17 protein-coding genes are annotated in these 23,906 nt (G+C 70.9%); 8 read left to right on the top strand and 9 right to left on the bottom strand.

The genetic code is table 11. The features are described from left to right. Window positions 1-5: 5 nt before the first annotated feature. The gene (locus FHR82_RS05815; protein WP_184809134.1) at window positions 6-3,986 is read right to left on the bottom strand and encodes a galactose-binding domain-containing protein; all 3,981 of its coding nucleotides are present in this window, start codon (window positions 3,984-3,986) and stop codon (window positions 6-8) included. Window positions 3,987-4,159: 173 nt separating this feature from the next. Here FHR82_RS05815 and FHR82_RS05810 point away from each other — a divergent pair, with 173 nt between their 5' ends. Further along, entirely contained in the window at window positions 4,160-7,315 is a 3,156-nt protein-coding gene (locus FHR82_RS05810; RefSeq protein ID WP_184809133.1) for a S8 family serine peptidase, read from the top strand. A gap of 243 nt (window positions 7,316-7,558) precedes the next feature. Next, on the top strand, window positions 7,559-10,738 hold the full coding sequence (locus FHR82_RS05805) for a S8 family serine peptidase (protein WP_221463297.1): 3,180 nt from the start codon (window positions 7,559-7,561) through the stop codon (window positions 10,736-10,738). A 64-nt stretch (window positions 10,739-10,802) separates the two neighbouring features. Here FHR82_RS05805 and FHR82_RS05800 read toward each other — a convergent pair whose 3' ends face one another. From FHR82_RS05800 to hemE, 5 genes are read right to left on the bottom strand one after another with little or no spacing between them, the layout of a single operon-like run. Then, the gene (locus FHR82_RS05800; RefSeq protein WP_311770895.1) at window positions 10,803-11,465 is read right to left on the bottom strand and encodes a metallophosphoesterase; all 663 of its coding nucleotides are present in this window, start codon (window positions 11,463-11,465) and stop codon (window positions 10,803-10,805) included. Next, on the bottom strand, window positions 11,462-12,619 hold the full coding sequence (locus tag FHR82_RS05795; RefSeq protein WP_311770894.1) for a CoA transferase: 1,158 nt from the start codon (window positions 12,617-12,619) through the stop codon (window positions 11,462-11,464). Before FHR82_RS05795 ends, FHR82_RS05800 begins: the two co-directional genes overlap by 4 nt. Beyond that, a complete protein-coding gene (gene hemQ / locus FHR82_RS05790; RefSeq protein ID WP_184809132.1) occupies window positions 12,619-13,308 on the bottom strand; it encodes a hydrogen peroxide-dependent heme synthase in 690 nt (229 codons plus the stop codon). The genes FHR82_RS05795 and hemQ overlap by 1 nt, the downstream gene beginning before the upstream one ends. Before the next feature lie 4 nt (window positions 13,309-13,312). After that, the gene (gene hemG / locus FHR82_RS05785) at window positions 13,313-14,704 is read right to left on the bottom strand and encodes a protoporphyrinogen oxidase (protein ID WP_184809131.1); all 1,392 of its coding nucleotides are present in this window, start codon (window positions 14,702-14,704) and stop codon (window positions 13,313-13,315) included. After that, window positions 14,701-15,750, bottom strand: a complete 1,050-nt coding sequence (gene hemE, locus FHR82_RS05780) for a uroporphyrinogen decarboxylase (RefSeq protein ID WP_184809130.1) — start codon at window positions 15,748-15,750, stop codon at window positions 14,701-14,703. Before hemE ends, hemG begins: the two co-directional genes overlap by 4 nt. Before the next feature lie 141 nt (window positions 15,751-15,891). On the opposite strand from hemE, the gene FHR82_RS05775 reads away from it, so the two are divergent. From FHR82_RS05775 to FHR82_RS45675, 3 genes are all read left to right on the top strand, one after another. After that, entirely contained in the window at window positions 15,892-16,455 is a 564-nt protein-coding gene (locus FHR82_RS05775; protein WP_184809129.1) for a DUF3000 domain-containing protein, read from the top strand. 146 nt (window positions 16,456-16,601) lie between these two features. Beyond that, a complete protein-coding gene (locus FHR82_RS05770) occupies window positions 16,602-17,267 on the top strand; it encodes a hypothetical protein (RefSeq protein WP_225943938.1) in 666 nt (221 codons plus the stop codon). A gap of 8 nt (window positions 17,268-17,275) precedes the next feature. Continuing rightward, a complete protein-coding gene (locus tag FHR82_RS45675; RefSeq protein ID WP_225943939.1) occupies window positions 17,276-17,548 on the top strand; it encodes a hypothetical protein in 273 nt (90 codons plus the stop codon). Between the two features lie 87 nt (window positions 17,549-17,635). Here the strand turns inward: FHR82_RS45675 and FHR82_RS05765 are convergent, their stop codons facing one another. After that, window positions 17,636-18,784: a dipeptidase gene (locus tag FHR82_RS05765; RefSeq protein WP_184809128.1), complete on the bottom strand. Its 1,149-nt coding sequence runs from the start codon at window positions 18,782-18,784 to the stop codon at window positions 17,636-17,638. Between the two features lie 254 nt (window positions 18,785-19,038). Here FHR82_RS05765 and FHR82_RS05760 point away from each other — a divergent pair, with 254 nt between their 5' ends. The 3 genes from FHR82_RS05760 (at window position 19,039) to FHR82_RS05750 (ending at window position 22,000) form a co-directional block, all read left to right on the top strand. Further along, window positions 19,039-19,755 (top strand): response regulator, encoded by a 717-nt coding sequence (locus tag FHR82_RS05760; protein ID WP_184809127.1) that lies wholly within the window; start codon window positions 19,039-19,041, stop codon window positions 19,753-19,755. A gap of 152 nt (window positions 19,756-19,907) precedes the next feature. After that, window positions 19,908-21,152, top strand: a complete 1,245-nt coding sequence (locus tag FHR82_RS05755; protein ID WP_311770893.1) for an HRDC domain-containing protein — start codon at window positions 19,908-19,910, stop codon at window positions 21,150-21,152. A gap of 26 nt (window positions 21,153-21,178) precedes the next feature. Then, entirely contained in the window at window positions 21,179-22,000 is an 822-nt protein-coding gene (locus FHR82_RS05750; RefSeq protein WP_184809126.1) for a DUF72 domain-containing protein, read from the top strand. A gap of 72 nt (window positions 22,001-22,072) precedes the next feature. On the opposite strand, the gene FHR82_RS05745 is transcribed toward FHR82_RS05750, so the two are convergent. After that, window positions 22,073-23,200: a sensor histidine kinase gene (locus FHR82_RS05745; protein WP_184809125.1), complete on the bottom strand. Its 1,128-nt coding sequence runs from the start codon at window positions 23,198-23,200 to the stop codon at window positions 22,073-22,075. Beyond that, the gene (locus FHR82_RS05740) at window positions 23,197-23,871 is read right to left on the bottom strand and encodes a response regulator transcription factor (protein WP_184809124.1); all 675 of its coding nucleotides are present in this window, start codon (window positions 23,869-23,871) and stop codon (window positions 23,197-23,199) included. The genes FHR82_RS05745 and FHR82_RS05740 overlap by 4 nt, the downstream gene beginning before the upstream one ends. Window positions 23,872-23,906 lie beyond the last annotated feature (35 nt).

The raw sequence follows: 23,906 nt of genomic DNA, 5'->3' as shown, positions 1-23,906 counted from the left end.
ACCACTCAGTTTCTGTTGATCGTGAACGTGGTCGTCGTGTTCCTGATGTCCTCCGCGTTGTTCGACAGCGTCAGGTTGTTGAACGTCACCGAACCTCGGGCCGGGCCCTCGCCCGCCTCCGGCATCTCGTTGGCCCAGATGCCGAAGCCCGACTTGTCGTTGTAGGCGTCACCGCTCTTGCGCGCCCCGGAGATGGACACGTTCGTGAAGACCGTGTCCGCCACCGGGAACAGTGGCTGGCCGCCGACATAGTCGGTCTGGAACATGATCCCGTGGTACGTCGGGTCCACGATGTCCACGTCGGACACCCGGATGCCCTGGAAGATCTTCGTCGCCGAGTAGACCCAGATTCCCGGGAACGTCTGCGCGCCCCAGAAGTGGCCACCCGCCCGCACCACCGAGATGTTCTCGAACCGCGTCGGCGGGGACGCGCCGAAGCCGTTCATCGGGATGCCGAAGTCCAGCGAGCTGATCGTGATCCCCGAGTACACCAGCGTGTCCGCCACCAGCAGGTTCCGGAACACGTTGTCGTACCCGCCGTACACCGCGAACCCGGCGGCCCGCCACGTCAGCATCGACGTCAGGTTCTCGAACGTGTTGCCCGTGACCTCACCGCCGCCGCCGTCCTGGGCGTTGAACAACGCGAACGAGTCGTCGCCGGTCGCGCGGGACTCGTTGTTCGACACCAGGTTGCCCGAACTGCCGTTGGTCATGTTGATGCCGTCGGCGAACATGTTGCGGATGCGGTTGTTCCGCAACGTCATGTTGTCGGTGTTCGCGCCCCAGTACAGGCACACCATGTGCTCGACCCAGATGTTCTCGATGGTCGAACCCGAGATGCCGTTGAAGTCGAACACCTTGCCGGGGCCGTCGACGCGCGACGTGTAGTTGCCGAAGTACGCGAACCCGGAGAACACCGAGCCGTTCGCCGACGCCTCGGCGCGGAAGCCGATGTCCGTGTTCTCCTGTGTGGACGGTGCGACGAACTTCGTGTACCACGGCCCGGCGCCGATGACGCGGACCGGCTTCATGTACACCTGGAACTTCGACGACGTCTGGTAGTCACCCGGCGGCAGGTACACCCCGACGAGGTTGCCCGTGGTGTCCATCCGCACCCGGTCCAGCGCGTTCTGCACGTCCTGGTGCCCGAACCCGGTGGGCACCGCGTACCGCGCGGGGTCCGGGTTCGCGATCGGCGACACCTGCTCCAGGCTCACGAAGTCGACCGCGAACGTGCCGCTGTTCGCCGCGTCCTTCTGCAGCCGGATCTTGCTGCCCGCCGGGATCGACGAGTTCAGCATGACGTTGGCCTCGTCGTAGATGTGCCGTGGTCCACCGGCACCCGGCGAGTTGCCCGGGCCTGCCTCGTTGCCGTACAGCCACGCGTACTTCGACGTCACGTTGATCGCCTTGTGGAACTGCCCGTTCACGTAGACGTTCAACGTCGAGCTGGTCCCACCGCCACCCGAGGAGTCCGGGATGGACACCCGGGTCACGAGCGTGTTCGTCGGTGCGCGCGTGGTCCACTCGACGTAGGCACCGTTGCCGTTCAGCGTCACCGCTCGCCGACCGGACGCCTCACCCGCGAGGTCGCCGACCATCCTGTTCGGACCGACCACCGACGCGCCGCCACCGGTGACGCCGTCCTCCGCCTCGTACATGTCGTACGGCATGTTCGCGCCGCGGCCGACGAAGAGGTTGTGCGTCGAGGTGTTGTTGCCCTGCTTGGCGGCCAGCTCGTTCGCGTCGTTCGCGAGCACCACCTTCACCGTGTACCGGCCGTTCGCGGCGGTCCACGTGCCGAGCGCGACCGGTGCCGTCGCCGCACCCGCGGCGATCGTGCCGTTCGCGGCGCCGGTCAGCGTCCGGACCACCGCGCCGGTCGTGGCGTTGGTGACCGTCAGCGTGATGCCGTGCGCACCGCTCGCCGACGCGATCGTGCCCTGGTTGCGGATCGCCACCGAGAAGTTCACGACCGAACCGTTCTGCGGCGTGGACGGCGACCAGCTGACCGGCGACGCGATCAGGTCGGACGTCGGCACCGCGGTGACCACGAGCGGGGTCGGGCTCGAGAAGGAGTTGTTGGTCTCGTTCTTCTCGACGACCGCGTTGTTCTCGTCGACCTTCGCGTTCGGCGTGTAGCTGCCCGCGTCCCGGCCGCCGATGTTCGCGGTGACGGTGGCCGTGGCCCCGGCGGCGAGCGCGCCGACGGATGCGACGCCGACCGAGGTGCTGCCGAGGTAGAAGTTCACCGACGTGGCCGGGGACTGGCGGTCACCTGCGTTGCGGACCGTGGCCGACAGCGTGATCGGGTTGCTCTCCGACGGCGACGCCGGCGACCACGTGAGCCCGCCGATCTGCAGGTCGGGGTTCGCGGCCGCCTCGCCGATGACCTGCAGCTCCGCCACCTGACCGGCGGGTGCGCCGGTGTTCGCGGTGAACTGCAGCCGCAGGTCCGCGGCCGTCGCGCTCACCGGGATCGTGACCGTGTTCCCGGACGCCGGGCTGAAGCTGTACTGCTGCGACGCCACGATCGACGTGAACCCGGTGGCGCCCTGGTCGCGGCCCAGCACCTGGAAGGTCTGCGTGCGCGGCCCCCACGACTGGTCCGGGTTGAGCTTCACGACCACCGACGTGATCGCCGCGTTCGCGCCGAGGTTCACGGTCAGCGTGTTCGGGTAGCCGCTGTTGCCCTCCCAGTAGGTGTTCACCGAGTCGTCGTTCGCGTTGGTCGCGACGAACGTGTGCACGTGCCCGGACGCGGTGATCGGCCTGCCCACCGCCAGGTTCACCCCGGCGCTGGTGCCGGTGCGGGTGACCGTGTTGCTGTTCGGCGACTGGTTGCCCGCCGCGTCCCGCGCCCGCACGAAGTACGACACCGTCGCGCTGGCGGGCTGGCCGTCGGTGAACACCCGCGTCGAGGAGTCCACAGAGGACCGCAGCGATCCGTTGGCGTACACGTCGTACCCGGCCACACCCACGTTGTCGGTCGACGCGTGCCACGTCAGCCGGATCTGCCCGCTCGCGGGCTGGGTGAGCGCGAGCCCCGTCGGCGCGGTCGGCGCCTGCGTGTCCCCGCCCGATGGGCCGTAGACCTCGAACTCCGACAGCTGACCGGCGGCCCAGCCGGTGTTCGCGGTGATGTGCAGGCGCACGTACCGCGTGGTCACCGTGTTGACGTTGATCGTCACGGTGTTGCCGGTCGCCGGGTCGAACCGGTACCCGGTGGAGGCGACGAGGTCGGAGAAGTTCTGCCCGTCGGTGCTCTGCCGCACGACCAGGGTCTGCGTGCGGGCCTCCCAGTTCGCGGGCAGCTTCAGCACGATCCGGTTCGTGGCGATCGAGGAGCCGAGATCGGCCTGGATCCACTGCGGGAACGCGTTGTTCTGGCTCTCCCAGTAGCTGGCCTGGTTGCCGTCGGCCGCGTTCGACGCGACGTACGGCGAGTTGCCGGTGCTCGCGGAGACCGACTGGACGGCCGCGACGAGGTTCGTCGTGGACAGCGCGGCCGCGTACACCTCGAGCGCCGCGAGCTGTCCGCGCTGCGGGAACCCGACCCGGACGTACCGGGCCTGGGTCTCGCCGAGCGGGACGGTGACCGTGTTGTCGCTCTTGGCGGAGAAGGACCTGGTGGTCGCGCCGGACGCGGTGTCGAAGGCGGCGCCGTCGACGCTGGTCTGGACTGACAGCAGCTGGGTGCTGGACGACCAGCCCGCGGGGAGCTTGAGGGTGGCGTGGTCGAGGCGGGCGGCCTTGCCGAGGTCGACCTGGACCCACTGGTCGCCGGACCCGGCGCTCTCCCAGTAGGTGTCCTGGTCCCCGTCGGTGACGTCGGCCGAGGCGGCTGGGTTGGAGGAGGTGGTGACGGGCTTGCCGAGTGCGAGGTCGGGGGACTTCTCGGCGGAGACGGCCGGCCCGGTCACGGTGACCAGGCCGAAGACGAGGGCCGTGGCGGTGAGCCACGACAGCAGGGGCTTCGCTCTCATTGCGTCGCTCTCATCTTTGAGGGCCAGTGGCTGAGTACTGACAGCAGCGGTTGATCGATATTTGCGCATCTTTGCTCAATTTTTTCATCGATCAAGTCACAGAGTTGCCCACGCGCTACGTGAAGTCAAGACTCGGACGCAACCTGTACGTCTCCCCCGGTGTGTAAGAGGGCATGAGACCGCATTCGCGAAGACTCGCCATCGGACTCGTCGCGGCCGGGATGGTGCTCGCCACCACGCCCGCGGCGCACGCGGATCCCTTACCCGAGGAGGAGCAACCGACCAGCACCGTCACCCTCGTCACCGGCGACCAGGTCGTCCTGCGTGACGGCAAGCCGTACCAGGTCAAGCCGGGTCCCGGCCGCGAGGGCATGACGTTCGCCGTCCACCGCGACCGCGACCAGCTCACGGTCGTCCCCGCCGACGCGCAGGCCGCGGTGAACGCGGGCCGGATCGACCGGCGGCTGTTCGACGTGACCACGCTCGAGGAGTTCGGCTACGACCGCGGCACCACCGTTCCGCTGATCGTCACCGGCCAGGGCGCGAGCCGGGTCGCCACCGCGGGCCGCGCGCTGCCCAGCGTCGGCGGCTACGCCTACACCGCCACCAAGGGCGCGGCCTGGCAGAACCTCTCGCGTGCCCGCGGCGTCAGCAAGATCTGGCTCGACGGCAAGCGGAAGGCCACCCTCGACCACAGCGTGCCGCAGATCGGCGCACCCGCCGCGTGGGAGGCGGGCTTCACCGGTGCTGGCGTGACGGTCGCCGTGCTGGATACGGGCGTCGACCAGACGCACCCCGACCTCGCCGACCGCGAGATCGCTGAGGCCGACTTCTCCGGCTCCCCCGACAACGTCGACCACGCCGGTCACGGCACGCACGTCGCCTCGACGATCGCGGGCACCGGTGCGAAGTCGGGTGGCAAGTACCGCGGCGTCGCGTCCGGCGCGCGGATCCTCGACGGCAAGGTGCTCGACGACTGGGGCTGGGGCACGGACTCCGGGATCGTCGCGGGCATGGAGTGGGCGGTCCAGCAGGGCGCCGACATCGTGAACCTGTCACTCGGCGGCACGGACACGCCGGGCATCGACCCGCTCGAGGCGGCGGTCAACTCGCTGTCCGAGCAGCACGGCACGTTGTTCGTGATCGCGTCCGGCAACAACGGCGAACGGGTGTCCTCCCCCGGCAGCGCGGACGCCGCGCTCACGGTCGGCGCGGTCGACCGCGAGGACCAGCTCGCGCCGTTCTCCAACCCCGGCCCCCGCCTCGGTGACGGAGCCGTCAAGCCGGACGTGACCGCACCCGGTGTGGACATCGTGGCCGCACGGCACGCCGACGGCACCATCGGTCCCGAGGTCGAACCCGGCTACACCTCGCTGTCCGGCACCTCCATGGCCACCCCGCACGCCGCGGGCGCGGCCGCACTCCTGGCACAGCAGCACCCGGACTACACCGGCGCACAACTCAAGGCGCTGCTCACCGCGTCCGCGAAGCCGACCGCCGGGCTCACCCCGTTCCAGCAGGGTGCCGGCCGGATCGACGTGGCCCGCGCGCTCACGCAGCAGGTCGTCGCCGAGCCGACGAGCCTCGGCTTCGGCACGGTCGCGTGGCCGCACGACGACGACGCACCGATCGCGAAGACGCTGACCTACCGCAACACCGGCGACACCGGCGTCACGCTGGCACTCACGCTCGACACCGACGCCCCCGGGGGCATGTTCTCCTTGAGTGCCAACGAGGTCACCGTCCCGGCGGGCGGCGCGGCCGACGTGACGGTCACCGGTGACGGCAGCGCGGGCGACGTCGACGGCACCTTCTCCGGCACCGTCGTCGCGACCGCGGGTGGCACCACGGTCCGCACCCCGTTCTCGCTGGACCGCGAGGTCGAGAGCTACAACCTGACGCTCGACCTGGTCGACCTGACCGGCGCCCCGGCGAGCGACTACAGCGCGAGCCTGCTGAACATCGACACCTACCAGACGATCCGCCTGTTCGACCCGGACGGCAGCGTGGGGGCCCGGGTGCCGAAGGGCCGCTACGTGCTGGACGTGATGTTCAGCGACGGCGACCACTGGAACTTCCTCGTCGGCTCGAACGTGGTGCTGGACGAGGACGTGCACCTCACCGCCGACGCGCGCACGACGAAGCCGATCGCCATCACGCCACCGGGCGGGGCCACGCTCGGGCTCGCCGACATCGGCTACACCCTGCCGGGCGGTGCCGGGTCGTCGATCCTGCTGTGGGAAGGGGTGGAACGGGTCTCGACCGGTTCGATCGGCGATCCGTTGCCGGGCACCACGTTCGTCGCGGGCATCAACACGCACTGGCGGAGCACCGACGGGACGAAGTACGGCCTCGTGTGGTTCCCCCAGGGCCGGATGCCCACGGGGTGGGTCGCGGCACCACGCCTCGACGAGCTGGCGAAGCTGCGCACGAAGCTCGGCTCGACAGCACCCGACCGCACCGGCGAGTGGCTCCAGACGCCCGCACCGACCGAAGGCGAGGCGTTCGTGTGGACCCCTGGCTGGGAGGTGCCGCTGCCCAGCACGCAAACCTCGTACGTGACCACCGAGGGCACGGCATGGCAGTCGTCCCTGCGCGTCGGCTTCGAGTCCTGGTACATGACGCCGTTCCGGACCTTCCTGCCGGGCAGAACCGCGGACATATCGCTCAACCGCGCGGTGTTCGGCCCGTCCCTGACCGGTGACCTCCTGCCGGGCAGCGGCCGGATCTTCCGGCTGGGCAACGAGTTGCACATCTCGCCCGCCCTGTTCGCCGACAGCGCGGGCAACACCGGGAGCTCCACCCACACCGGGTCGACGGCCCTCTACCGGGACGGACAGCTCGTCGGCGAGACGCCCTACACGGGCGGTTCGTTCGAGGTCCCCTCGGCCGATGGCGCGTACCGGCTGGTGATGACCGCCGAGCGGCCCACCGGGCCGTTCGACGTGAGCACGGCGGTCACCGCGGAGTGGACCTTCCGCTCCGCCTACGTGGACGAGGACACACCGACCCCGGTGACGGCGTCCGCGCTGCGCTTCCAGCCACGGCTCGACGACAACAACACGGCGAAGGCCGGTGCGCCGTTCGTCGTGCCGTTGTCCCTGCAGCGCAACGGTTCCGGTGCGGAAGAGCGGCCGAAGTCGTTGACCGTCGAGGTGTCCTACGACGAGGGCGCAACCTGGCAGAAGGCGGAGACGCTGCTGAACGTGGCCGCGGTGCTGCACCACCCGGCGGACGCGACCTCGGTGTCGCTGCGGGCGACCGCGACCGACCGCGCCGGGAACACCCTGAAGGAAACCATCATCCGCGCCTACAAGCTGCGGCCGTGAGCCGAACCGGTCCGCGCCGGGGCACCCAGTCCCCGGCGCGGACCGGTCACGGAGAGGTAAGTGAATTGCTCACTTCGTCCTTCATTCGGCCTATTGTCCCCCGTTCGGTCTACCGATACCTTGCGAGGACGCACGAGCGCTGGGGGCAACGGCGGCACAACCACATAACTTCGCACACGGTCAGGCGTATCGCCATGACCGTTGCCGGGCACCCCTTCGCGCGCAACCACGGAGGTGTCTGGGGTGCGAAGAATCGGAGTCGGTGTCGTCGTGATGGGGCTGGTGGTCGCCACCGCTCCCGCAGCGACCGCACAGGCGCGGCCACGACAGGCCGGCCTGCCAACATCGACGATCACACTCGTCACGGGTGACCAGGTCGTTCTCCAAGGGGGAGAACCGAAGTCGGTCCGGCCGGGACCAGGCCGCGACGGCATGCGGTTCTCGGTGCACAAGACCGCCGACCACCAGTACGTGATTCCCGCCGACGCGATCACCGCGGTCGGGCAGGGCCGGGTGGACCGGCGACTGTTCGACCTCAAGACCCTGCAGGAGTTCGGTTACGACAAGCGCGCCACCGTGCCGCTGATCGTCACCGGTCAGGGCGCGAACCGCGTCGCCACCACCGGGCGCGCGCTGCCGAGCGTCGACGGCTACGCCTACGAGGCGGCCAAGGGCGAGGCGTGGCAGAACCTCACGCGTGCCCGCGGCGTCAGCAAGATCTGGCTCGACGGCAAGCGGAAAGCCCTGCTGGACCACAGTGTTCCGCAGATCGGCGCCCCCGCGGCATGGGACGCCGGGTACACCGGTGCCGGCATCAAGGTCGCGGTGATCGACACCGGCGTGGACCAGACGCACCCCGACCTCGCCGACCGCGAGATCGCCGAGGCGAACTTCTCCGACGCACCGGACAACGTCGACCACTTCGGCCACGGCACGCACGTCGCGTCGACCGTCGCGGGCACCGGCGCGAAGTCCGGCGGCAAGTACCGCGGCGTCGCGTCCGGCGCGCAGATCCTCGACGCGAAGGTGCTGGACGACTTCGGCGGCGGCCTCGAGTCGTGGATCATCGCGGGCATGGAGTGGGCGGCCGAGCAGGGCGCCGACGTCGCCAACATGTCGCTCGGCGGCGGTGACACGCCAGGGGTCGACCCGATGGAGGAGGCGGTCAACAACCTCTCCGCCGAGTACGGCACGTTGTTCGTCATCGCGGCCGGCAACTCCGGTAGCGACGCGACCATCGGCTCCCCGGGCAGCGCGGACGCCGCGCTCACCGTCGGTGCCGTCGACCGCGACGACAACCTGGCACCGTTCTCCAGCCGCGGCCCGCGGGTCGGCGACGGCGCGATCAAGCCCGACGTCACCGCGCCCGGCGTGGAGATCGTGGCGGCACTGCACGCCGACGGCACCATCGGCCCGGAGGTCGAACCCGGCTACACGGCCCTGTCCGGCACGTCCATGGCGACACCGCACGTGGCGGGTGCCGCCGCACTGCTGGCCCAGCAGCACCCGGACTACACCGGTGCGCAGCTGAAGGCGGTTCTGTCGGGCTCGGCGAAGCCGCACCCGGACCTGACCGCGTTCGAGCAGGGTTCCGGCCGCGTCGACGTCGCCCGCGCGATCACCCAGACCGTGGTGTCCGAGCCGACGAGCGTCAGCATCGGCACGATCCAGTGGCCGCACGACGACGACGTGCCGGTCGGCAAACCCCTGACCTACCGCAACCTCGGCGACGCGGACGTGACCCTCGCGCTGACACTCGACACGGACGCGCCCGAGGGCATGTTCACGTTGAGCACAGGCGAGGTCACCGTGCCCGCCGGTGGTACGGCCGAGGTCACCGTCACCGGTGACGCGGGCGTCGGCGACGTCGACGGCTACTACTCCGCCGCGGTCACCGCGACGGCGGGCGACTCCGTCACGCGCACACCGGTGGCCCTGGACCGCGAGGTCGAGAGCTACAACCTGACGGTCAACACGCTGGACTCGACCGGTGCGCCGACGGCCGAGTACGGCCTGCTGCTGTACGGCATCGACAGCCCCCGGTTCCTGACGCCGTACGACGAGGACGGCAGCATCGAGGTCCGCGTACCGAAGGGCACCTACCTGCTCGACAACGCCGTGTTCGAGGGCGGTGAGGCAGACCAGCGGATCAGCCTGCTGATCCAGCCGAAGCTGGTGGTGGACAAGGACATGACGGTCACGACGGACGCGCGTGCCGCCAAGCCGATCGACGTCACCCCACCGGCGGCGGCCGAGCTGCTGCTCGGTGACATCGGCTACTCGCTGATCACCGACTCCGGTGGCCTCGGGTCCGCGTTCCTGACCGACGACCTGAGCCGCATCTGGACCGCGCACCTCGGTGAGGCGCTGCCGGGCCAGTTCACCGCGAAGATCAACTCCCAGTGGTCCTCGGCGGACGGGTCGTACTACGGCCTCGCGTGGTTCCCGCAGGGTGCCATGCCGACCGGCTTCACGAAGGTCGTCACCAAGAAGGACGTCGCGACCATCCGCGCCGACCACGGTGCGCCGACACCGGGCCGGACCGGCGGCAAGGTCGTGTTCCCGTCGCCGACGGAGGGCGATGGGTTCGTGTTCGGTGTCGAGACGCCGGTGGACCTGCCGGGGCAGCGCAACGAGTACGTCACGACCGACGGCGTGCAGTGGCAGGGCATGCTCAACCAGTACAACGGCGAGGACCAGGAGTCCCAGCTCATCTCGCCGTACCACGTGTACCGCGCGGGCAAGACCTACCGCACGTCGTTCAACCACGGCGTGTTCAGCCCGGCGTTCACCAACGACGGGTTCCCGGGTGGCTGGATCTACCGGTACGCCAACGACCTGATCATCCAGCCGCCGCTGTTCTCCGACGCCGCGGGCAACGCGGGCTTCTCGCTCACCGAGTCGGCGTCGTTGCGGCTGTACCGCGACGGCGAACTGATCGGGGAGGCGGACGAGCCGTCCGCGTACTTCGCGGTGCCCGCTGAGGACAGCGAGTACCGCGTGGTGGTGACGGCCAACCGGCCCGCCGACGTGTTCGACGTCAGCTCGACGGTCAGCGCGGAGTGGACGTTCCGGTCCGCGTTCGTCGAGGGCAACGAGCCGGCACCGATCGCGGCGTCCGCGATCCGGTTCACACCCAAGCTGGACGCCGCCAACTCCGCCCCGGCTGGGGTGCCGTTCCTGGTGCCGGTGTCGTTGCAGCGCAACGGGAACGGGGCGGCCGACCGCCCGCGTTCACTGAAGGTCGAGGTCTCCTACGACGAGGGCAGGACCTGGAAGCGGGCGACCACCATCCTGAACGCGGTGGCGGTCCTGTACCACCCGAGCGGCGCGGACTCGGTGTCGCTGCGCGCGACAGCCACCACCCGCGACGGTGGCACGGTGACGGAAACCGTGCTGAGGGCCTACAAGCTCCGGAAGTGAGTGACCAGCCCTCGGTCGCCGTCGAGGAAGTGGAAGGCGACCGAGGGCGGTAGGCCGTAGTCGATCACGTCATCGCTCTCGAAGGGGAGCACCACAGTGGAGACCACGCCGGGCGCCACCACCAGGGGGCGCCGGCGAAGGTCGTCGTGGCCCCGGTGTGCGCGTGTCCACAGAGGACCGCCCGCACGTTGTCGTGCCCGTGCAGGACGTCCGCGAGCCGCCCCGGCTCCTGGAGCATGATCCCGTCGATGAACGGTACCCGCAGTTCCACCGGCGGGTGGTGGAAGCAGACCAGTGCCGGGTCCTCGGTCTCGGCGAGGACCTTGTCGAGCCAGGTGAGCGTGTCGTCGTCGAGGAACCCCTCGTCCCTTCGCGGGATGCTGGAGTCACACATGGCGATCGTGTACCCGGCGAGCCGGTGCACCCGGTTGACCGGCCCGTCCTCGTGCGGCTCCTGGAGGAGCTCCGCGAGATAGGCGGTCCGGTCGTCGTGGTTGCCGGGGCAGACGAGCACCGGGAACCGCAGGGTGGCGAGGAGTTCCCGGACGGTCGCGTACTCCTCGGGAAGCCCGTGATCGGCGAGGTCCCCGGTGACGAGCACGGCGTCGACCTCGCCGTCGATCCGGTTGAGCCGGTCCACGGTCTCCCGCGCCCGCCGCAACGCCCTGGCCCCACCGTCGTTGCGCTCCTGCCCGATGTGCAGGTCACTGATGTGCGCGAGGATCACGGTTCACCCCTTGGCCACCACGCGGGTGGGTCGCCGCCCGGGTGACGCGGGCCGGACAGCTCGACCGTCGCCCCCGGGACTCGGATGTGTCGCAGACGACCGAAGCCGCTGTCCGTTTCGGTCAGCCACGGCGTCGGGTCCACTTCGGATACCGAGCCACCCTGCCCCAGGTCGTGGAGCCATTCCGCTGTTCTCGCAAGGGAAACGCGTACGTGCCACGAGCCGCCGCGGGCCAGGGCCGTCATCGCGCCGTACGCCGCCAGCCAGCCAGTGCCGTGGTCCAGCGCCTGCGCGGGTAACGGGACGGGCGGGTCACCCGCCGCGATGCCGGTCGACATCTGGACCAGGCTGTCGAAGCCGCGGCGGTCGCGCCACGGACCCGTGTGGCCGTACGCGGACAGGCTCACCACCACGGTCCCCGGCAGGTCGGCGGCGCTGAAACCCAGCGAACCCGGCCGGTACGACTGCACGAAGACGTCCGCCGACGCGGCCAGCGCGCGCACGCCGTCGAGGTCCACAGTGCACTGCCGCTTGCCGAAGTCCGTGTCCCGCACCAGGTCCAGCAGCACCGGCCAGCCCGGCGGCGTCACGTGCAGGACATCCGCGCCGTGGGCCGCCAGCACCCGGCCGCACACCGGGCCCGCGATCACGTGCGTGAGGTCCAGGACCCGCACCCCTGCCAGCGGCGCGTCCCCGGCCCGCGACCGGGGCGCACCGGAACCGAGATTCTCCATTCCCACCAACGGTTCCTGCCGCACCCACGAACCCTGGGCCGCGAGCCAGGACGCACGCGTGCGCAACGCGGCGGCGGCGCCACCCGACGCCAGCACCGCGTCCTCGACCGCCACGGCAGGCATGCGGGCCACCGAATCCGAAGGAGAACCACCCAGCGCCCGGTGGATCGCGGCCGCGTGGTGCGGGTAGTTCGCGTGCAGGCGCACCCACCCGTCCTCGGCCCGGTAGTCGCCCGACAGCGGGGCCCACAACGGGGTCGCGGGCGAACCCACCACCTGTGTGTGCCGTTCGCTGCGAAAGGACTCGAACGCGTGGCCGGGGTCCACCGGGGGCATCGTTCGGTCCCACAGCTCGCCTGTGGCCCGCGTCGCCATCGTCACGCACGTGGCCGCGAGTTCGGTGACCCGGTACGCGGCCACTACGGCAGGCTCGCCACCAGTTCAGCGGGGGCGACGCGCGTGCCGGTGTAGAACGGGATCTCCTCCCGCACGTGCCTGCGTGCCGTGCTGCCCCGCAGGTGACGCATCAGGTCCACGATCCGGTGCAGCTCGTCGGCCTCGAAGGCGAGGATCCACTCGTAGTCGCCGAGCGCGAACGACGCCACCGTGTTGGCGCGCACGTCCGGGTAGTCCCTGGCCATCTTGCCGTGCTCGGCGAGCATACCGCGGCGCTCCTCGTCGGGGAGCAGGTACCACTCGTACGACCGCACGAACGGGTACACGCACACGAACTTCCTCGGCTCCTCACCCGCGAGGAAAGCCGGGACGTGGCTCTTGTTGAACTCGGCGGGCCGGTGCAGCGCGACCTGGCTCCACACGGGCGCCGACGCGCGGCCGAGCGCGGTGCGGCGGAACCCGGCGTAGGCGGTCTGCAGCTGCTCGATCTCCTCGGCGTGCCACCAGATCAGGTAGTCGGCATCCGCGCGCAGACCGGCCACGTCGTACACGCCGCGCACGACGACGCCCTTGTCCTCCAGGCCGTCGAGGTACTCGCGGACCTCGGTGGCCGCGGTGTCGCGGTTGTCCCCGAGCGGCGTCGAAGCGCTGAACACCGACCACATGGTGTAGCGGATCGTGTCGTTCAGCTCGTTGTAGTTCAGGCGGGCCATGACCTCATACTGCCAGGTGGTCGACGACCCGTTCCGCCGCGGCGCTCGCGGCGTCCACGCAGGCCGGGATGCCAACGCCGCGGAACGCCGCACCCGTCACCTCGAGGCCCGGCACGGCCGCGACGGCCCGCTCGATCTCGGCGGTGAGCCGCCCGTGGCCGACCCCGTACTGCGGCAGCCCGCCGCCCCACTTGGTGACCGTCCACGCGACCGGCTCGGCCTCGACACCGGACAGTTCGGTCAGGTCGGCGAGGACGTCGGCCAGCAGCGCGTCCTCGTCCCGCTGGAGGGTCCGCTCCTCGCCGACCCTCCCCACGGACGCCCGCAGCCGCACCCGGTCGCCGCCCCACTTGCGGGAGGTGAACGTGAACGCCTTCGCCGTGAACGGCGTGCCGTCGCGGTGGTGCTCCCCCACGGCGAGCAGCACCCCGCTGGCGTCCGGCAGGGCGATGTCCGACGGCAGCACCATGCTCACGACCGCCATGGACCCGACGTCGATCCGCCCGTACGCGGCGGACGCGGCGGGCACCACGTCGGCGAGCAGCTTCCGCGCGGCCGGCGGCGGCACGGCCACCACGACCGCGTCGGCCTCGAGGAACTCGGGCCGCGGCACCGGCCCCACCTCGACCCGCCACCGGCCCTGAAAGACGCGTTCAGGGCGTTCCAGCCGGCGGACCGTCGTGCCGAGCCGGATCTCGGCCTTCGACTGGTCCGCCAGCGCGTCGATGAGCGTGCGCATCCCGCCGGGCAGCGCCCCGAACACCGGCTTGCGTGGCGCGCCGGGCGGTGGCGCCAGCGAGTCGGCGGCGGCCGTCAGCGAGCCCTTCTCGTTGAGCGCCGCCACCAGCGGGCCCATCGTCGCGCGCAGGCCCAGCCGGTCGGCACGGCCCGCGTACACGCCGCCCAGCAGCGGCTCCACCAGGTGGTCGACCACCTCGCGGCCCAGCCGTGACGCCAGCAGCTCCCCGACGGACGCGTCCTCGCCGTCCGGCAACGACAGCGGTGGCAGCGACGACTCCGCCGCCACCCGCGCGACCGCGTCCGCCGACAGCACGGCCCGCACGGCGTCCGGCCCGGCGGGCACGCCGAGGAAGGTCCGCCTCGGCAGCCCGGCCGTCGTGCCACCGGCCCGGATGGTCGCGGACGCGGCAGTCGGGTGCACGATCGACAGCCCCAGCTCCTCGACCAGCAGCGCCGCCGCCGGGTTGCGCACCACGAACGCCTCCGCGCCGACGTCGGTCGGCACGTCGTCGAGGTCGACGGTCCGCAGCTTCCCGCCCAGCCGCGACGACTGCTCCAGCACCGTCAACCGCGCCGACGGCCCGAGCCGCTGCCGCAGCCGGTAGGCGGTCACCAGCCCGGAAACGCCACCACCGATGACGACGACATGACTCATGGTTCGAGGCTGTGCACCAGCTCGACGACCCGCGTCAGCACGTCCGGATCGGTCTCCGGCAGCACGCCGTGCCCCAGGTTGAAGATGTGCCCGGCGGCGGCCTTGCCCTCCGCGTGGATGCGCCGCACCTCGGCCTCCACCACGGAGAAGTCCGCCAGCAGCAGCGCGGGGTCCAGGTTGCCCTGCAGCACGGCCCCCGGCACCCGCCGCGCCGCCTCGTCCAGCGGCAGCCGCCAGTCGACGCCGACGACGTCCGCGCCCGCCTCGCGCATCGCGGGCAGCAGCTCGGCGGTGCCGACGCCGAAGTGGATCCTCGGCACCCCGGCGTCCGCCATCGCGCCGAGCACGGCGGTCGAGTGCGGCAGCACCAGCTCGCGGTAGTCCCGCTCCGACAGCGCACCGGCCCAGGAGTCGAACAGCTGCACCGCCTGCACCCCGGCCGCGACCTGCATCCGCAGGAACTCGCGGGTGATGCCGGCCAGCTTGTCGAGCAACGCGTGCCACGTCGGCTTGTCCGAGTGCATGAGCGCCTTCGTGCGCTCGTGGTGGCGGCTCGGCCCGCCTTCGATCAGGTACGAGGCGAGCGTGAACGGCGCGCCCGCGAACCCGATCAGCGGGGTGGCGCCGAGTTCGTTGCGCAGCAGGCCGATGGCGCGCGCGACGGGCCGCAGCGCCTCCTCGGTCACGTCCGGCAGCGCGGCGACGTCCTCTGCGGTCCGCACCGGCTTCGCCACCACGGGCCCGGTACCGGGCACGATGTCCACGCCGATGCCGGCAGCCACGAGCGGCACGACGATGTCGCTGAACAGGATCGCGGCGTCGACGTTGTGGCGGCGCACCGGCTGCAGTGTGATCTCGCAGACCATCTCGGGGTTGAAGCAGGCGTCGAGCATCGCCGTGCCCTCGCGCAGCTTCCGGTACTCCGGCAGCGAGCGACCCGCCTGCCGCATGAACCAGATCGGCGTGTGACTCGGCCTCTCACCTGCGGCGGCCACCAGCAGCGGCGCGGTCTGCACGCGCTCGGGCGTGGTGGTTTCCGGTGTCATGGAATCAGCGTGCCACGCGCCGATCGAACGACCCTGAGCGGCCCAAGATCAATATTGCCCACTGTCGGTGTGCATAAGTACGCACAGACTCCGGCGCGCCGCACCCACTCACTGACTCGGGTGGTCCTACAGTTACGAGTCGTGACCAGTACGTCGGGAGCACCCGAGCTGTTCACTCAGGCCGTCGCCGCTCTGAAAGCGCTGCGACCGCGGCCCGAGTTGCAGCTCGGTGTCGTTCGCGCTCCGCAACGCCTAGCGCCGTGGGCGTACGCGTTCTCCGCGGAGGTCAACGGCCCCGCGGACGAGCTAGGCACGGGCCGCCTGATCCTGTTGCACGACCCGGAGGGCCAGGAGGCCTGGGACGGGGTGCTCAGGGTCGTCACCTACGTCCGGGCCGAGCTGGACGCCGAGCTGGCGGCGGATCCGCTGCTGCCTGCCGTCGGCTGGTCGTGGCTCACGGACGCCCTGGCCGCCACGGGCGCCGAGTACCGAGCGCTGGGCGGCACGGTGACGGACACGTCGTCGGCCCGCTTCGGCGACATCGCGGGCCCGGCGAGAACGGACGACCTGGAGCTACGGGCCTCATGGACCCCGGTGGACGCCAACCTCGCCCCGCACGGGGAGGCGTTCTTCGACCTGATGGCCAGCGTGGTCGGCCTGCCCCCGGTGGGCGTCACCATGTTCAGCCAACGCAACGGCTCCTGACCCGGTCGATCTCCTTCTCCTCGGCCACGGCCTCGTCCAAAACCGCTGAACGCGGCCCCGTGCCGGGTTGTCCACAGGGCGGGCGGTTGTCCACAGGCCGGCTCATGCGGGATCAGGTTCTCGACGGATCGGTCGATCGTTGGTGCATGCGACGAGGAGGCTGGGCGAACGACCACCAGACGCTGCAGATGGCGAGCCGGCACGGCGCCATCCGCGTGGCCACGCTCGCGGATCTCGGAGTGTCGTCTCGGACGGCCTATCGCCGCTGCGTGGTCGGCGGTCCCTGGCAGCGCCCTCTGCCCGGGGTCGTGCTGCTGACGAACATGCCACCGACAAGACGGCAACTCGTCGAGGCGGCACTGCTGTACGCCGGCCAGGACGCACAGGTGACCGGCCTCGAAGCGTGTCGTCGGCACGGTCTGACCAACCTGCCCGACCACCACCGCGTTCACCTGCTCGTACCTGCGGACCGGCGGCCACACAGCACCGACTACGTGACCGTCGAACGGACCACACGGCTACCGAAACCAGTGATCCGAGACGACCTGCCGCTCACGCCCCTCGCCAGGGCGGCGCTCGACGCCGCACGGCGGCTCAAGCTCCACGATCCAGTCCGGTCGCTGCTCACCGAAGCCGTTCAACGAGGTCGAGTGCCGCCACGGTGGCTCGTGCACGAGCTGGAGACCGGCAGCCGACGGGGCACCGCGGTGCCCCGTCAAGTGCTCAAGGACATCACCGCAGGCGCCCGGTCGGTGGCGGAGATCGACGCGATGCGCGTCTGGGAGCGAACCGGCCTGCCAGATCCGGTGTAAACGTTCCGGTGACCGCACCCGACGGCACATACATCGGTGTGCCGGACGCGTGGTTCGCCGAGGTCGGCCTCGCCTGGGAGATCGACTCGTACGAGTTCCACTTCCAGCGCGATGACTACGCCGACACGATCAGCCGCAACGCCCGGTACGCCGCAGCGGGGATCGTCGTGCTGCAGACCCTTCCGTCCCGGCTGCGCACAGAACCGGCGAACGTCGCGCGTGAACTGACAGCGGCCTACGAAGCCGCGAAATCCCGCGCGGTACCGCGAAAAGCGGGATGAGGCCCGTCGGCCCACGCCGTGAAAGGCGCGTTCGCGGCGCCGCCTGTGCCACGTGCCGCGAACGCGCCTTTCACAGCACTCGGCGGCTTACTGCTTCGCCGCGTACTCCTCTGCCGCGGTGAGGGCGCGCAGGACGTTCTCGCCCGCCAGCTTGGCGCACTCCTCCTCGGTCCACCCCCGGTCCAGCAGGGCCGCGAACAGGGCCGGGTACGTGCTCACGTCCTCCAACCCGACCGGCAGCTCACCGACCCCGTCGTAGTCCCCGCCGATGCCGATGTGGTCGATCCCGGCCACCTCACGCGCGTGCTCCACGTGCGCGACGACCGCGTCGAGGCCCACCTTCGGCGGCTTCGGGCCGTCCCACGTCTTCAGGAACTCCTGCCGCTGGTCCAGGTCGGCGTGCTTGGCACCGGCGGCGGCCATCGCGTCGCGGACCGAGTGGTCCCACTCGACCAGGGCCGGGGAGACGAACGCGGGCACGAAGGTCACCATGCAGACGCCGCCGTTGTCGCGAAGGCGCCTGAGCACGTCGTCGGGGACGTTGCGGGGGTGGTCGGCGACGGCCCGGCACGACGAGTGGCTGAAGATCACCGGGGCCTCGGCGACGTCGAGGGCGTCACGCATCGTGGTCGCCGCGACGTGGGACAGGTCCACGAGCATGCCGATGCGGTTCATCTCGCGGACCACCTCCCGCCCGAAGTCGGAGAGACCGCCGACCGACGGCTCGTCCGTGGCGGAGTCGGCCCACGGGGTGTTGTCGTTGTGGGTGAGGGTCATGTACCGGACGCCGAGGCGGTGGAGCGCCCGGAGCACACCGAGCGACTCGTTGATCGAATGACCGCCCTCGGCGCCGAGGAACGACGCGATCCGGCCGTCGGCGAACGCGGCGCGGGCCTCCGCGGCCGTTCCGGCGATTCGCAGTTGCGACGGATATTGGGCCGCGAGGGTGTGTACCAGTTCGGCCTGCTGGATGACCGCCGTAACCGCAGAGTCACCGGTCAGCCGACACGGAACGTAAACGCTCCAGAACTGAACGCCGACCCCGCCTGCCCGCAACCGGGGGAAGTCGGTATGGAGCCCCGGCTGTGATTGCTCCAAATCCACCCCGAAAGCAGCCGATCGGGTCTCGTCGACCTCAGGGAGTACGCGCAACGCCCAGGGGAGGTCGTTGTGTCCATCGACCAACGGGGTGGTCTTGAGCAACTCCCGGGCCCGTTCGAAGGAAGCACCGTGCACTACCGCGACCTCGTTTCATCGAGTTGAGAGGCATAGACGTTACGTCACCAACGTGAAGTCACCCGATCGTGTTACATCTCCCCGCCCGAGTGATGTCTCGATTGGATAGATAACGAATTGATCATCCCGCTAACCCGCTTGGGGGGCTAGGCTGCCGATGTCGACACCACTTTCGGTCCAATGGCGGCGCGGCTGTTTGGCCGAAGGTCCCGGTGTAGGTCGGGGGGCACGACCGACTCCAGGGAGGTAGTGACGTGGCTGCCGTCGGCTTAGGTCAGGCCGCTCGAACCACGCCAGCCGGTGTCTTGCCGGCGAGTATGGTCCCGCATCCGCGGGAGGAGCTGTTCTCAGTACTGGTGGTCGATGACCATCCGTTACTAAGGGAGGCGATAGCTGCCCGGTTGACCCAGATGGGTGCGGGCACCGTCCATGAAGCTGCCACGGTGGCTGAGGCGAGGGCGCGAGCATTGGCCACTGGCCCGTGCGATCTCGCGATCCTCGATCTCGGACTGCCGGACGGCAGTGGGATTGAGCTGGTTACCGAGCTGCGTGGCCATGGTTGGCCCCGCATCGTGGTGCTGGCTTCGTCCGATGACCCGTACGCCGTGCGTTCGGCCTTCCAAGCAGGGGCTCAGGCCTACCTGCTGAAGTCGGCGTCGCCGGTGGTGGTGACCGACGGGGTTCGTCGTGTGCTCGAAGGCGGCGTCTACGCCGACCCGAGTGTCGCGCCGATCCTCGCCACGGGCACGCGGGTTCCCGGCACCGACAACACACCGCGTGAGCTTTCCGCTCGCGAGGTGGAGGTGCTACAGCTCGTCGCCGACGGGCAGTCCAACAAAGAGATCGGCGAGGGACTCAACCTGTCAGCACTGACGGTCAAGTCCCATCTCTCGCGGATCGGCAGGAAGTTGGGCACCGGTGACCGAGCGCAAATGGTCGCACTGGCCATGCGCGCAGGCGTGATTCGCTGAGCAGAACCCTTTCGGCCGGGCTTGCGAGGGCATTCGCAGGTCCGGCCGAAGTGGGTTGTGGGTGCGGTTCGCGGAAAGAAACTCGACACTGAGGGTCACCAACAGGTCGCTGCCTGCCGAAGCGGCGCAGTCGTCCCGTATGGTCATCGGCCGTGGAGGACACGGGGACGGGATCAGCTGAGGAGGCACTGCCTGAGCCGGTGCTGCTGAAACAGCCGGCAGAGGGCACGCCGGACGTCGTGGAGACGCCTCGCGCGCTGCGAGACGCGTCGAACGCCCTGGCGGCGGGCCACGGCCCGATCGCCGTGGACACCGAGCGCGCGTCCGGCTACCGGTACTCCCAGCGCGCCTACCTCGTGCAGGTGCGCAGGGAAGGCGCGGGCTCGTTCCTGCTCGACCCGGTCGCGGTCGACGACCGTATCGACCCCTTCATCGAGGCGCTGTCCGGCACCGAGTGGGTGCTGCACGCCGCCTCCCAGGACCTCCCCTGTCTCGCCGAGCTGGGGCTGCGGCCCGAACGGCTGTTCGACACCGAGCTGGCCGGGCGTCTCGCCGGGTACGAGCGGGTCGCGCTGGGCACGCTCGTCGAGCTGCTGCTCGGCTACCGGCTCGAGAAGGGCCACGGCGCCGCCGACTGGTCCCGCCGCCCGCTCCCGCAGGACTGGCTGGACTACGCGGCACTGGACGTGGAGCTGCTGATCCAGCTGCGGGACGTCCTCGAAGAGGAACTCCGGTCGCAGGGCAAGCTGGAGTGGGCGCTCGAGGAGTTCGAGGCACTCCGCACCGCACCGCCCGCGCCGCCGCGTGCGGAACCATGGCGGCGGACCTCCGGCATCCACCGGGTGCGCTCGGCCCGAGGGCTCGGGGCCGTGCGCGCGTTGTGGGAGGCCAGGGACGCCATCGCCCGGCAGCGTGACATCGCGCCGGGCCGGGTCCTGCCGGACTCGTCGATCGTGCAGGCCGCGACCGTGATGCCCGCCGACGAGCAGGCGCTGCTGGAGCTGCCGGTGTTCCGGGGCCGGGCGCAGCGGCGGATCGTGGACGTGTGGTCGCGGGCGTTGCGCACCGCGGCGAAGCTGCCGAAGTCCGAGCTGCCCGACCCGTCCCCGCCGCACGAGGGCCCGCCGCCCGCGAACCGGTGGCACGACCGCGACCCGGCCGCCGCGGCACGGCTGGCGGCCGTGCGGGCGCAGCTCACGACGATCGCCGAGGCCAACCGGTTGCCGGTGGAGAACCTGCTGCAGCCGGACCTGGTGCGGCGCACGTGCTGGCGGCCGCCGGAGGACCTGTCGGTGGACTCGGTCGCCGCGGCGCTGCGGGCAGGCGGCGCACGGGAGTGGCAGATCGGCCTGACCATGGACGCGATGTCGCAGGCGCTGAAGGAAGCCGAGCAGTAACCGGTCGGCCCTGCGAGCATTGACGTGTGCGCGGCAGGGTCTGGATCGGCACGTCGGGGTGGCGGTACCCGCCCTGGCGGGGCGTGTTCTACCCGAAAGGGCTGCCGCAGCGGCGCGAGCTGGAGTACCTGTCGCGGCGGCTCGGCTCGGCGGAGATCAACGGGTCGTTCTACTCGCTGCAGAAGCCCGAGTACTACCGGCGCTGGCGCGACGAGACGCCGCGGGACTTCGTGTTCGCGGTCAAGGGCGGCCGGTTCGTCACCCACATGAAACGGCTGCGGGACGTGGCGACGCCGCTCGCGAACTTCTTCGCGAGCGGGGTGCTGGCGCTCGGCGACAAGCTGGGGCCGGTGCTGTGGCAGCTCCCGCCGAGCCTCCCGTACGACCAGGACCTCCTGGCCGACTTCTTCGAGCTGCTGCCCCGCGACACCGCGGCGGCCGCGGTACTGGCGGGCAAGCACGACGAGCGGCTGGCGGGCCGGGCACTGACCGAGGCGGAGACCGACCTCCCGATCCGGCACGCGCTGGAGGTGCGGCACCCGAGCTTCGTCGACCCGACACTGGCGGACTTCCTGCGTGCGCACGGCATCGGCCTGGTGACGGCGTCCGCCGCCGCGGAGTGGCCGTACCTGGAGGACGTGACGGCCGACTTCGCCTACGTGCGGCTGCACGGCGAGACGGAGCTGTACGCGAGCGGCTACTCCGACGAGGAGCTGGACCGGTGGGCGGAGCGGGTGCGCGGCTGGACCGCCGCCGGGTTCGACGTGTACGCGTACTTCGACAACGACATGAAGGTGCGGGCACCCGCTGACGCGATCGCCCTCGCGGAACGCCTCGGCGTGGGATGACCGGTGGGTGCTCGCGGCCGGCACACCGCCGAGTTGGTGGGCACCGCCTGCGTGCCGCGCCGCGGTGCGCCGTCAGTGCACCGCGCGCAGGTGCACGGTCACCGTGAGACCGCCGCCCACCACGGCTTCCGCGGACACCGTGCCGTGGTGCGCCTTCACGACCGCGCGCACGATCGCCAGGCCCAGCCCCGTGCCGGAGTGCGCGGTCCGGTCCACGCCGCCGCGGCGGAACGACTCGAACAGCTCCTCCACCCGCTCCGGGTCTACCGCCGTCCCCGACGACGACACCCGCAGCGTCACCCAGTTCGGGCCCGCCACGGTGCGGACGTCGAGCCAGCCGCCGTCCACGTTGTGCCGGACGGCGTTCTCCAGAAGGTTGCCCGCGACGCGTTCCAGCAGCGCCGGGTCGCCGGCCGAGGGCGCCGCCGCGCAGGCGAACGACGTGCGCAGGTGCCGCCCCTCCGCCTCGGCCCGCACGGCCTGCCACGCGCTGCCGACCACGGCCGCGAGGTCGACGCGTTCGAGCGCGCCGAGGCCCATGCCGTCGGTGCGGGCGAGCAGCAGCAGCGCGTCGACCAGCTGTCCGGCGCGCAGGGTCGCGTCGCGGACCACACCTGCCATGCGGCGCAGCTCGTCGGCGTCCGCGTCCGGGTCGGACAACGTCACGTCCAGCTCGGTGCGGATCACCGACAGCGGGGTGCGCAGCTCGTGGGAGGCGTTGGCGACGAACTGGCGCTGCGCGGCGAAGGTGGCCTGCAGCCGGTCGAGCATGGCGTCGAACGTGTCGGCCAGCTCGGCGACCTCGTCCCGGGGGCCGCGCAGCGCGATCCGCTCCTCGAGGGACTCGGCGGACAGGCGGCGGGCGGTGCCGGTGACGTCCCGCAGCGGTTTGAGCACCCGGCCGGTGAACGTCCACGCGAGCAGCGCGGTCGCGCCGATCACGCACACGAACGCGATGGACCCCGCCACCAGGATCCGGAAGCGGGCGCTGTCGCGGAGCACCTCGGTGAGGTCCTCCGCCCGCACCGGCGTGCCGCCGACGATGACCGTCGTGCCGTCCGGCAGCGATGGCGCGTTGACGGAGTCGCCCGCGAGGATCCAGGCCAGCCACAGGAGCAGCGCGGCGACGACCGCGACCAGCCCGGTGGCGAGGAGCGTGATCCTGGCGCGCAGACCGGGACCCCGCCGTGTACCGGTCACTCCACCCTGGCCGCCGCGGGCACCCGGTAGCCGGAGCCGACCACGGTGTCGATGATGCCGGGCTCACCGAGCTTCTTGCGCAGGGTCATGACGGTCACGCGGACGGTCGTGGTGAACGGGTCGGCGTGCTCGTCCCAGACCCGCTCGAGCAGCTCCTCGCTGGAGACCACCGACCCGCTCGCGGCGAGCAGCACCTCGAGGACGCCGAACTCCTTGCGGGTCAGCTCCACCTGCGTGCCCGCGCGGGTGACGGTCCTGCGCGCCGGGTCCAGCTCGACGTCACCGGCCCGCAGCACCGGCGGCGTGACCGGCGTCGAGCGGCGGGCCAGCGCCCGCACCCGCGCGACCAGCTCGTCGAACGCGAACGGCTTGGCCAGGTAGTCGTCCGCGCCGAGGGACAGGCCCTCCACGCGGTCGGCGACCGAACCACTGGCCGTCAGCATGATCACCCTGGTCAGCGCCCCGGAGGCGACGATCTCGCGGCACAGCTCGTCCCCGGACATGCCGGGCAGGTCCCGGTCGAGCACCACCACGTCGTACCGGGTGACGCTGGCCTTCTCATGGCCCTCGTCGCCGTCGAGGGCGACGTCCACGGCCATGCCTTCACGACGAAGCCCCCTGGCGATGGCGTCGGCCAGGGGTTCTTCGTCCTCGACGATCAGAATCCGCACCCCACAAAGGTGCCACAACTCGGCGTGACGGTGTC

Origin of the sequence: Actinophytocola algeriensis (genome assembly GCF_014203735.1) — a bacterium.
Lineage (GTDB): Bacteria > Actinomycetota > Actinomycetes > Mycobacteriales > Pseudonocardiaceae > Actinophytocola > Actinophytocola algeriensis.
The sequence above is the reverse complement of the archived record's forward strand: the minus strand, read 5'-3'. Positions and strand labels throughout refer to the sequence as shown.

Excerpts from the sequence above, each read along its gene's own strand:
- FHR82_RS05815 (WP_184809134.1), bottom strand. The coding sequence starts at position 3,986 with ATGAGAGCGAAGCCCCTGCTGTCGTGGCTCACCGCCACGGCCCTCGTC.
- FHR82_RS05810 (WP_184809133.1), top strand. The coding sequence starts at position 4,160 with ATGAGACCGCATTCGCGAAGACTCGCCATCGGACTCGTCGCGGCCGGG.
- hemQ (WP_184809132.1), bottom strand. The coding sequence starts at position 13,308 with ATGGCCCGCCTGAACTACAACGAGCTGAACGACACGATCCGCTACACC.
- hemG (WP_184809131.1), bottom strand. The coding sequence starts at position 14,704 with ATGAGTCATGTCGTCGTCATCGGTGGTGGCGTTTCCGGGCTGGTGACC.
- hemE (WP_184809130.1), bottom strand. The coding sequence starts at position 15,750 with ATGACACCGGAAACCACCACGCCCGAGCGCGTGCAGACCGCGCCGCTG.
- FHR82_RS05770 (WP_225943938.1), top strand. The coding sequence starts at position 16,602 with ATGCGACGAGGAGGCTGGGCGAACGACCACCAGACGCTGCAGATGGCG.